The sequence below is a fragment of the uncultured Thermosynechococcus sp. genome (assembly GCF_938074695.1).
Classification (GTDB): Bacteria; Cyanobacteriota; Cyanobacteriia; order Thermosynechococcales; family Thermosynechococcaceae; genus Thermosynechococcus.
This window is the reverse complement of record NZ_CALJEM010000046.1, coordinates 1-10,757: the sequence shown is the minus strand read 5'-3', so window position 1 is coordinate 10,757 and position 10,757 is coordinate 1. Positions and strand designations below refer to the sequence as shown.

At 54.5% G+C, this 10,757-nt stretch carries 7 protein-coding genes; 3 read left to right on the top strand and 4 right to left on the bottom strand.

Going from position 1 to position 10,757, the window contains the following annotated elements; translation table 11 throughout:
- A partial coding sequence (gene yqeK, locus Q0683_RS07540) for a bis(5'-nucleosyl)-tetraphosphatase (symmetrical) YqeK (protein WP_298977084.1) occupies positions 1 to 626 on the bottom strand: 626 nt, incomplete at its 3' end.
- A gap of 511 nt (positions 627 to 1,137) precedes the next feature.
- Between yqeK and Q0683_RS07535 the strand changes: the two genes are divergently transcribed.
- Positions 1,138 to 2,712 carry a serine/threonine-protein kinase gene (locus Q0683_RS07535; RefSeq protein WP_298977082.1) on the top strand — a complete coding sequence of 525 codons (1,575 nt, stop codon included), beginning with the start codon at positions 1,138 to 1,140 and terminating at the stop codon, positions 2,710 to 2,712.
- Positions 2,713 to 2,735: 23 nt separating this feature from the next.
- On the opposite strand, the gene nrdJ is transcribed toward Q0683_RS07535, so the two are convergent.
- The gene (nrdJ, locus tag Q0683_RS07530; RefSeq protein ID WP_298977080.1) at positions 2,736 to 5,009 is read right to left on the bottom strand and encodes a ribonucleoside-triphosphate reductase, adenosylcobalamin-dependent; all 2,274 of its coding nucleotides are present in this window, start codon (positions 5,007 to 5,009) and stop codon (positions 2,736 to 2,738) included.
- Positions 5,010 to 5,166: 157 nt separating this feature from the next.
- Here nrdJ and Q0683_RS07525 point away from each other — a divergent pair, with 157 nt between their 5' ends.
- Positions 5,167 to 6,405, top strand: coding sequence for an aspartate aminotransferase family protein (locus Q0683_RS07525; protein ID WP_298977078.1), 1,239 nt, complete (start codon positions 5,167 to 5,169; stop codon positions 6,403 to 6,405).
- Here Q0683_RS07525 and Q0683_RS07520 read toward each other — a convergent pair.
- Positions 6,402 to 9,383 (bottom strand): ABC transporter ATP-binding protein/permease, encoded by a 2,982-nt coding sequence (locus tag Q0683_RS07520; protein ID WP_298977076.1) that lies wholly within the window; start codon positions 9,381 to 9,383, stop codon positions 6,402 to 6,404. The genes Q0683_RS07525 and Q0683_RS07520 overlap by 4 nt on opposite strands.
- 235 nt (positions 9,384 to 9,618) lie before the next feature.
- Here Q0683_RS07520 and Q0683_RS07515 point away from each other — a divergent pair, with 235 nt between their 5' ends.
- On the top strand, positions 9,619 to 10,371 hold the full coding sequence (locus Q0683_RS07515) for a response regulator transcription factor (RefSeq protein ID WP_298977074.1): 753 nt from the start codon (positions 9,619 to 9,621) through the stop codon (positions 10,369 to 10,371).
- A 27-nt stretch (positions 10,372 to 10,398) separates the two neighbouring features.
- Here Q0683_RS07515 and Q0683_RS07510 read toward each other — a convergent pair.
- Positions 10,399 to 10,757: zinc ribbon domain-containing protein (locus tag Q0683_RS07510; RefSeq protein ID WP_298977072.1), on the bottom strand; the 359-nt coding region annotated here is incomplete at its 5' end.

The window sequence follows — 10,757 nt, the reverse complement described above, 5'->3', positions numbered from 1 at the left end:
TCACTCTTTTTCGGTTTTGCTGGCGCCACCTGCATTGCCCAGTTGCGGGTGAGGATCATGCGCGGATGAATTAAGCGATGCTGATCAATCAGCCACAACAGCGTGCGATCGCACACCCGCCACACCGCCTCCTGTAAATTTCGCTGAGCTACCCTGCGCAATTCCTCTAGCTCCGCTGTCTGACCCCGCCCCGGCTCCAAGCTATCCGCCAGAAACACGACACAACTTAAGGCATCCATGCCCGGTTGACCCAAAGTATGATTGGCCACGGCTGCCAAAACCTGCTCATCGGTAATACCAAACTGTTGCCGCGCCACCAAGGCACTCACATCGGCATGGAGCAAGTGGGGATCTGCTGCATCTACGTCCGTAATAGGTAGCCCCGCCTCCTGTGCCATCCTTAACAACCGCTGCGGGGGAAAGTATTTCGCCAAATCATGTAATAATCCAGCCCAAGCGGCGCGATCCACATCCAAACCGTGGTGTAGAGCCAGCTCCGCCGCCATCGTCTCTACCCGCAGGATATGTTGGAGTCGGGGTGCCGGCACATTTTCCGTCAGCCATGCTAAAACCTGCTGGCGATCCCACAGGGACTTTTTAGAATCAGGTGTTACAAGGGAAGTCATAGCCAAAGCCACAGCAGGGATGATGAAGTGCTACCCTTGTATCATAACGAAGGCGCTTTTCACAAGGCTGGGAGACAACCCTCAAAACATTGACATCCCCCCCGGCCGGGGATTCCTGCGGCGCTCAAGCCCAGCTTAAGTCGCTTTGGTAGATTCCTAGGCCGAGGGCGTATCCGCTGCTCATATCTCCCCAGGCGTCGCTTCCGGCATGTCCTGCCGTAGGTCGGCGTGGTGGTGGCCGACAGCAAAGTTATAGAACGGCTGTGCCGATTGCCCTATCCTTAACCCCCCAAACGGCGGGGCGTGCCGCCCGCTGGGTCAAACTTCCGTAATTTTACGGATAGGGTAAGGCAAAGAAAAAAGAGTATCGTAGAAGTACGGAGTCGTCCTGTCGAAACTACTGAATCATCCTAGCGGTGGGGGCACATTACCTGTAAGCTTTGACCTAAAACGGGGTATCCTATCCTCCTTCCCTTCCTGTTGAACCTGCTGTTCATCTCCTTGGCTGCCTATGAGTTACTGCTTAAACCCGAACTGTGTCAAACCAGACAACCCTGACGATGTAGAGGTTTGTCAAGCCTGTGGCAGCAAACTGTTGCTGAATGATCAATACAAGGCAATTAAAGTCTTAGGGCGGGGAGGATTTGGAACGACTTATCTTGCTGTTGATACAAAACTACCCGGCAACCCCAGTTGTGTGATTAAACAATTGCGGCCCGCTGCCACTGCACCCCATATCTTGGCGATGGCGCGGGAACTCTTTTTGCGGGAAGCAACCACCCTAGGCAAAATTGGCAACCACCCCCAACTGCCACGTCTGCTTAATTATTTTGAAAATGGAGATGAATTCTATTTAGTCCAAGAATATGTGGAGGGTCTTACGCTTCAACAGGAGGTCAAGCGCTTTGGATCCAAGAGCGAAGAGGAGGTAAAGCAGGTCTTGCAGGAGGTGCTCCCCATCCTCGATTACCTGCATAAAAATGGGGTGATTCACCGCGACATTAAGCCCGCCAACCTCATCCGTCGCGATATTGATAAAAGACTGGTACTCATTGACTTCGGTGCCGTCAAAGACAAAGTGACCCAGGCAATGATAGAAAATGCGCCAGAGCTTTCTACATTTACTAGCTTTGCGGTGGGCACTCCCATGTATGCGCCGCCAGAGCAGATGGCGATGCGCCCCGTCTATGCCAGCGATATTTACGCCCTGGGTGTCACCTGTATTTATCTCCTCACCGGTAAATCACCCAAGGAGATTGAACGGGATCCACGCACCGGTGAATGGCAGTGGAAGCGGTACGTCAAAACTATCTCCCCTGAGTTTGCTGCTCTCCTTGACAAAATGCTGGAGGATGCGGTGAAAAACCGCTATCAAAGTGCCATGGATGTCTTGGCAGATTTACAACTCTTGGGGTCCAAGCAAACATCCGCTGCAGCTATCCCTAGCGTTGCCCCAGAGGATGACGATCTCAGTAATGCCCTCTCAGCTCCGCCTAGTCAAGGCAGGCCTCGGACTCCAAAGACAACTCAGCGCGCTAGCTATGCTTCCTTTGTGAGCCAAAATGCCCAAGCAGCTCGATTGCGACAATTGCGAACGACCGGAACTCAAGCGGGGGGGCCGCCCGTTGTCGGCACAGGCTCGGGTCAACACCTACGCGCTAAAGTCACGCCACGGATGACAGCGTCACAACTTCTGACAGCTTACAAACGGGGAGAGCGGGATTTTGTAGATGTGGATCTTTCCAATGTGGTTCTCCGCAATGCGGATCTGTCGGGTGCCAACTTTGCCAATGCCAATTTTACAAATGCAGATTTGAAGGGCTGTATCCTTGCCAATGCCGTTTTACGGGAAGCCAATTTCCAAGGCGCTAACCTCAGCGATGCCAATTTTTGCGGTGCCTATTTGGTGCAGGCCAACTTTACAAAGGCAAATTTAAGGGGAGCCAAATTTCTGGATGCCTCGATTTCAGGAGCAAACTTTACAGGTGCCGATATTTCTGGGGCAGACTTTAGTATTGTTTCTGGTATGGTTCAGGGGCAGCTTGATCGCGCTAAGAAGAATTGGTTTACAAAGTTACCTAAATAGAGGGGCGAGTTTGCCCCCTTCTCCTAAGACCTCAGACACTTATCGGAGTCACAGCCGGCAGGGCCTGCTTCCATGAGGGGCTGAGTATAGCGGGAGAGGGCCTCGTGAAAATCATTGACGCGCTTGCGCCGCGCCACAGCCGCAACTTCCTGTTCGTAGCGTTCTTTGCTAATGGGTTCAAAGGGCAGACGCGGGAAGGTTTCATGGGCATCAAAACGGGCCAATAGGGCAGCAGAAATATACCCTTGATCCTCTTGAATAGCGTTGTAAATAGCGTTCGCAAGGGGTTCTATTTCATGTTCCCGCAGCTCAATAGTGGCACTGGTGTTGTGGGTGGTGTAGTGCTGCTGTACCTGCATATAGAAGTCAAACTGCGCCAAGGCGGAAAACTGGCTAATATCAATCGCGTCTGCCCCCGGCAGATCGGCCCAAGAAACGGCAACGGGAATTTCCACCAGCCACTCCGTACACCGCGGATCAAAGGGATCGTCAAGAAGTTTCCCAGTTTCATCTTTATCGGACTGGGAGGGGATGATGTTGTAACCAAAGTCATAGCAGGCCATGGCCACCGGATCGCCTTTGCGGAACGTAATTCGGCGAATGAAGCGTTGGGCTTTGGGGGGATGCCAGCCAGGGGAGGCACCCGTTAGCAGGGATTTAGTGCCGGAGGGTTGGACGGTGGTACAGCGATTGGGGCGTTTCAGGCCGTGGCGATCGCAATACTCCCAGACGGCCTCATGGACAATGTGTCGCCAGCGTTGCAAAAAGTCGGCTTCTTGGGCTTTGAACTCCTGCCCTTGAGCTGTATTGGGTCGTCCTGCGGCCCACCATTCCAGCCATGGCACGCCAAAGGCCTGGACAAAGAAATCAAAGAGTCCAGTAAAGCTGACACCGACAATGGGATCAACGGTACGGGAGTACTGATAGCGATCGACAGTAAAGCGATGGTTGAGGAGAGCCGCAACTGAAAGCGCGCCGGCTCTGAAGGCTTTTTCTTGGGTCAAGGTGTCGGCTGGATCAATTTGATTGAGGTGGATTTCCGCAAGGTTGCAGTGGAAGTCACTGCCGATAATTTCACCACAGGGATTAAGACCATAGCGAGCCAAGCGATGGGTCAGTTCTTTCTCCCCTACATCCGCAAGTAGAGACTGCAAATAGGCTCTCCCTTCTCCTCGGCTATAGGCTTCTAGAAAGTTGCGCTTTTGCTCAGGGCTAACCAAAATATCCGCATTGGCACGGGCTACGGCTTCCCCTGCCCATTGAATGGCTCCTTCCCCTGAATAGAACTGACTGCGCACCGCATTGATGCATTCTTCAAGAGTAGGCTTGGTGTGAAAGACACGGGTATGGTTGGCCATGCGCAGCGCATCGCGCTTTGGATCAATGCGCCAATTGCCCTGTTCATCCTGCTGCCAGAGATTTTGCTTGGCTTGGGCAAAAGCCTGATCATCACTTGCCCCCTGACGCATACCCGCCGATCGCCTGACATTGCCAGCCACGACCACAACGGCTGCCTCATCAATTAGCAAACAGCACTCCACCGAGGTCAATTGGCGACCCACTGCTGCATTCAACAGTGCGGCACAGCGGTGGTACAGGTCGGGAAGTTTCACAGGATTGGCAACCCCGCCAAACCCCTTGAGTTGCTCTCCTGTGGGGCGCACATCGCTAATGTCAATGATCACCTGCACGGCTCCCCCCAGTTGCGAGTTGCTCGCCAGTTCAAGCAGTGTTTGGTAAGATTTCACCCAGCCCTGGCGGCTATCTCCCACTTTGATGTGGCAGGTCTGTCCCATGAGGGTCACCGTGGTTTGCTCTTGGCGCGCTGCCTTGGGGGTTTGACCAATCTGGCCGACAACAGTTACCTCAAGGCGATTGCAAATGGGCGGCAACTGGGAAATGTATTTTTGCTCAAGGACAGCACCTGTGCCACAGCCCTGCATGGCCAAGTCCATCATCAGGCCAAAGGACTCCCAGTCCACCACATTGGTGCTGGTGCAGTTGTAGGCACCGGAAAAGTTCTGCGGTTGGCGCACCCAATCAGTTCCCCCCACCCACAGCCAACGGCCAGAGGGCAGTGCCTTCAAGTCCTGCTGCATTTCCCTCAGAAGCGCCACTTCTGCTGCGGTGAGGTGCCCCACTTCCTGCAGGCCTTGGAGGGTGCGATCGCACACTTGTTGCCACGTCTCCCGCTCACCTGCTTCGTTTTGGCGGCTGTAGGTGCGGTAAAACACGGGATAGGCTGTGAGGACTGTGGCGGGGAAGCCGGTTTGGAGACGGGGAGGATTTTGCACCATAGGGGCAGGATGCAATGGCTAAATACTAGGTGTAGTGTACCGAAGCAATCCTTAGGGGTCAACAGGCACTAATTATAGAAAGACTCTGAACTCCTCTGCCACAGGGAGAGGGAGATGCTAGGATAGCAGGAAGCTTTTGCTGTGAATCCAAAGGTTAATGGTTACTGCTCCCCCAACGTCCTTCAGAACCGATGCCTTTGACCAAGTGGTGATGACCACCTATGGCCGTTTTCCCATTGCGCTCGTGCGCGGGGAAGGCTGCCGCGTTTGGGATGATCAAGGCCGCAGCTATTTGGACTTTGTGGCGGGAATTGCCACTTGTACCCTCGGTCATGCCCATCCAGCTTTGGTGGAGACGGTGAGTCGGCAAATGCAAACGCTGCACCACGTCTCAAACTTGTATTACATTCCCCAGCAGGGGGCACTGGCGCAGTGGTTGGTGGCGCACTCCTGTGGCGATCGCGTGTTTTTCTGTAATTCCGGGGCTGAAGCCAACGAAGCCGCGATTAAACTGGCCCGTAAATACGCCCATACCGTGCGCCACATTGATAGCCCAATCATCATTACGGCGCAGGCCAGCTTCCACGGACGCACCCTCGCCACGCTTACCGCGACGGGTCAGCCGAAGTACCAGCAGCACTTTGACCCCTTGGTGCCGGGCTTTGCCTATGTGCCCTACAACGACTTTGGCGCCCTGGAAGCTCTCGTGACTTCCTTGGATCACCCTCAACCCCAAGTGGCAGCTATTCTCTTAGAACCTTTACAGGGGGAAGGGGGAGTTCGCCCCGGCGATCGCACCTATTTTGAGCAGGTTCGCCAACTCTGCACCGACAAGGGCATTCTTCTCATCTTTGACGAGGTGCAAGTGGGCATGGGTCGCACCGGATCCCTGTGGGGCTACGAAACCCTCGGTGTTGAGCCGGATATTTTCACCACTGCCAAAGGTCTTGCGGGGGGCATTCCCATTGGGGCCATGATTGCCAAGGATTTTTGTGCCGTCTTTCAGCCGGGGGATCATGCCAGCACCTTTGGTGGTAACCCCTTGGCCACGGCGGCAGCCCTCACGGTGTGCGAAACCCTTGAAAAAGAGAATCTTCTGCAAAATGTGCGCGATCGCGGGCAGCAACTGCGGGCAGGACTGTGTCAACTCCAAGCGGCCTATCCTCACCTCATTGCTGAAGTGCGCGGCTGGGGGCTGATCAACGGTCTCGAACTGCACCCCGACATCCCCCTGACCGCTGCGGAGGTTGTAAAGGCGGCCATTGGGGAGGGGCTATTGCTGGTGCCGGCAGGGCCCAAGGTGGTGCGTTTTGTCCCACCTTTGATTGTCAGTGCTGCGGAGATTGACATGGCGTTAGGGGCAGTGAGCCGAGCCTTTGGGCACTTCGTAGCCTAAAGAACATCCTTGCGTTTTTGAAAGACCCCCACTAGCCCCAGCATCAGGGCGATAATGCCCCCCAAGCGCAGGTTATTGGCGGTAACATTAGCGTTAAAGGTGTGCCCCTGAAGACTCCAAAAGCGATCAATGAGGGCTTCGCCACTGGCGATCGCCCGCCCTCGCTGCTCTTTCCAGCGGGCAAATGTATCCTGCCAGCGCTCCATGGCTGCTTGATAGTCCTTGACCCGTTGATTGTACTCCTCGACGCGATCGCGATAGGCCTGATTAAACTCTAAGACCGAATTGGGCAAACTTGGCGGATCGCCGGGGTCAGGAGGGCGTGGGGGTTCAGGTTCATCCACCGCAGGGTGGTATTCCTTGCGCACCCCCGGAAAGCGGCAACGTCGAAAGAGGTTCTCGTCAAAGCAGGGACACAGCTCTAGGGCTTGACGACTCAGTTTCTGCCGTTCAGATTTTGTTTGCTGCCAGCAGGCATCCCGCGCCACCTCCTGACCAAAGCCGAAGAGGGATACCACACTGGCATAACTCCAGCGGGTCAACGTCACATCACTGATCAGATTGCCCACATCCCCTAGATCCTTCAGGGGAATAATGGCGCCGGCAAACGTAATCTGCGGCACCAAAAAGAGAATTGTTAACAGGGGAGCTACGGTTTGAGTTGGTGAGAGGGCAGAGACCAGTAGCCCCATCACCATGCCGCCAAAGGTCACCAGGAAAAGGGTTAAATACAAGCCAGCGATCGCCCCAAAACCGAGGCTAAGATCGATTGCCCAAAACTTCATCGCCAAGAAGATCGCTGCTTGGTACAGGGCCAGCACCACCGCCGGAGCAAGCTTTGAGAAAATATAGGGCCACAGCCCCAATCCCACCATCCGCTCACGGCGATAGATCTCCAGTTCCTTCACAATTTCGCGCATCGTGGCTAAGCTGCCCACCATCACCGCAATCAACACAGTGACAAAGGCCATCGTAAATGCCTGCCCTGCATCCCCCTGCTTCGGATCGAGAATCGTGGGCTTCCAGAGAACAAAATCCAAGGCTCCCAAAATCGGTGCCAAAGAAAGCATGAGAATGAGTGCCGCCCGATCCTGTCGCAAAATGGCTAAGTTTCGCTGGGTGAGGATCCACCACTGCCGCCACGGTGCCACCTGCGGAATTGTGGTTTTCGGACGTTGGGGTTGGATTTGCCGTGTTGCCGCCGTATCCACATTGAGGGGGCGCTGCCGCTCCACCACATAGGTTTGGTACAGATGGGACTGGCGATAGCGTTGCTGCCAGACCGCTGGATTGGGTTCGCTTTCAATCTTGAGGTAAATTTCATCAAAATCTTGAACATCAAAATAACTGAGGGCTTGGTCCGGTGGCCCAAAGTAGGCAAGGTGGCCGCCCCGTGCCAAAAACACCACCAAATCGCAGAGCATCACGTTCTTGGTGGCATGGGTAACGAGTAAAATCGTGCGCCCTTGATCCGCCAACTGGCGCAACAGCCGCATCATTTGTGTTTCCGTCCCCGGATCCAAGCCAGAGGTGGCCTCATCCAAGAAAAACAAACTGGGGCGGGTGAGCAATTCCACACCAATGGATACTCGTTTGCGCTGGCCTCCACTAAGTTGTTTAACCAAGACATCCCGGCGAGCGGTTAACTCCAGTTCCCGAAGAACGCGGTTCACCTGTTCCTGTCGCTCTTTTTCACTAAAATCAGCGGGTAGGCGCAGTCGGGCTGCATAGTCCAAGGCCTGAGCCACGGTTAGCTCGCTGTGGATAATGTCATCCTGAGGCACATAGCCAATCTGGGTGCGATAGGTGCCAAAGTAGCGGTACAGATCATGGCCGTTGACGAGTACGGTGCCCCCCGTGGCAGGACGAAAGCCATTGAGAGCATCGAGGAGCGTTGATTTACCGGCACCGCTGCCACCAACAATTGCTACAAACTCACGGGGCAAAATTGAAAGGGAAATATCTTGCAGGAGCTTTGCTCCCTTGGCAGTGGTTTTGCTGAGGTGGATGGCATCGAGGCGCAGGTTACCACTGTCGTTGTGGGGAACAATGGTTTCGTCGGGGGTAAAAAGCGAACTGTAGGGGCCAATCCGCACCAAAGCACCCGTGGGTAAGGGCACGGGTTTGCGGGGTTCAAGGCGCTGGTTATTGATGAAAGTACCGTTGGCAGAGTCGAGATCGACAATGTACCATTGTCCTTCCTCAAGGTAGAGGCGGGCATGAAACCGCGAGACCACAGGATGATCCAGCACCATATCGTTGCTGGGGTCACGGCCAAGGCGAATCTGCTGGCGATCGCGCAGTTGCAGGGGGCGGGTTTGCTCGACAACTTGGGTGGCGGGCATCAACAAATAGGTCAGGCGCAGAGATTCCCCCACATGAATCACATCCCCCGGTGCCAAGGTGTGTTCGCTAATCGTTGTGCCGCGCCAGTGGAGGCCGTTTTTGCTGCCCAAGTCAACGATTTTGTAGTGATTCCCCGATCGCACCAGCTTGGCATGGTGAAAAGAGACAAAAGGATGGTCAATGGGAATGTCCGCCTTCGGATCTCGACCGAGAACCAGTTCCTCCTTCAGCAGCGGAAACTCCTGCAACCAGTGGGGTGTCGCCACCTGCAAAATCGGCGTACTGGCAGCCCCCATGACCACGGTGCTCGGTAGTTGCGTTGTCACCATGCCGTCGGGATCAAAAATGGCTTCAAAGTCCCCAATTTGCAGGCGATCGCCCGCCTTGAGAGTCACAGGAGTGCGGGGCCGCAGCTTCGTGCCATTCAAAAAAGTGCCGCTGGCGCTGCCCAGATCCGCCACTTCATAACCCGTCTCCTTTGGAATAATTAAGGCATGGTGGCGGGAAATCCCCTCGCCAACCAGAATTACTTGGCTTTGGGGGTCGGTACCAATGAGCAGGCGATCGCGCCCCAATTGAATTTGCTGTCGTGAACCGTCAGCGGCCGAAAGTTCAAGAATCGGTACAGCCATACCGCTTGTTTAGAAATCTCACTTTATTGTGTCACTCATAGAAGCAGCAGAATTTTCTACATTGGGAACAAGAAAAAACCCTAAAGTATTAGTCGTTACGAAATCATAGGTATTAAATTTGCTAGATTAGCATTCAATTGATTAGCCATTGCCCTTCCGTTGTCTCTTCTTACAAATTCTCCCAAAGATATAGAACCCAATCTCTTTACTCCGCTGTTGTTGTGGGGATGTCTTCATGGTGATGCACGTTGAAATTATTGAAAGTAACCCCCACTTGCGTTCTCTCCTTGGCTGGCACCTACAGCAGGTGGGGCACATCGTTCATCTTGCCGGTGACTGTCAACAGGGGCAGGAAGTGTTTCAACTGCGGCATCCCGATCTAGTCGTTCTAGATCTGGATTTGAAGGAGGGCAAAGGTTTGGAACTATGCCGCTGGCTTCACTATCAAGGTACTCCTTTAATTCTGGTTCTTTCTGCCCGCGAGGAGGAAGCGGATGTGGTGACAGCGCTGCGGGCAGGTGCCGATGATTACTTGGCCAAGCCCTTTGGGATGCAGGAATTTCTTGCTCGAGTTGAGGCCTTGGCACGGCGAGCACGCCCCTATTTACCGAGTGTCCTGAATTTGGGTGAGTTACAGGTGGACTTAGTGCAGCGGCGAGTGGTGGTTCGCAATGTGCCGGTGGATTTGACACCGCAGGAATTTAGTTTACTCTATGTCCTCACCCAAATGGGAGGCACGCCTTTAAGTCGTCAGGAGTTGCTGCGGCGAGCTTGGCCAGAAAGTATTGAGAACCCCCGCACGGTGGATACGCATATCTTATCTTTGCGTAAGAAAATCGAAGTGGATCCCCAGCAGCCGCGCCTGATTCAAACCGTGCGCAATGTCGGTTATCGGCTGCACCTTGAGCCATTGAATGGTCGTTCCCCGCGCCCCGGCCGTCGAACTGGCCCCTTTGACCGGCGATCGCCCGCCCATGTTTTGGTTTAGACACCGTTCTGCAATACCTATGCAAATCTAGACATTACTTGCTAAGACCCCTACGGGGCTGCTTGCTTCCTGCTTCACCGAGGCCGGTTTCGCTGCTACCGTCTGGTAGCGGCCAGCGCCTTCCTCTCCACAGGCTTTACATCCGGCGGAACTCGCCGTAGAGCCACTTAGGATGGCTAGTCCATATGCCAAGATATTCTTCGCTGCATTCACATCGCGGTCGTGGATTGCACCACACTTAGGGCATGTCCACTCACGCACTGACAGCGGCAAGACATCAAGCACGTACCCACAGGTCGAACAGCTCTTGCTGCTGGCGAAGAAGCGATCAACGACCACCACCTGCCCGCCACGCATCGCTGCCTTGTACTCAAGCTGCCGTCGGA

Excerpts from the sequence above, each read along its gene's own strand:
- Q0683_RS07535 (WP_298977082.1), top strand. The coding sequence starts at position 1,138 with ATGAGTTACTGCTTAAACCCGAACTGTGTCAAACCAGACAACCCTGAC.
- nrdJ (WP_298977080.1), bottom strand. The coding sequence starts at position 5,009 with ATGGTGCAAAATCCTCCCCGTCTCCAAACCGGCTTCCCCGCCACAGTC.
- Q0683_RS07525 (WP_298977078.1), top strand. The coding sequence starts at position 5,167 with ATGGTTACTGCTCCCCCAACGTCCTTCAGAACCGATGCCTTTGACCAA.
- Q0683_RS07520 (WP_298977076.1), bottom strand. The coding sequence starts at position 9,383 with ATGGCTGTACCGATTCTTGAACTTTCGGCCGCTGACGGTTCACGACAG.
- Q0683_RS07515 (WP_298977074.1), top strand. The coding sequence starts at position 9,619 with ATGGTGATGCACGTTGAAATTATTGAAAGTAACCCCCACTTGCGTTCT.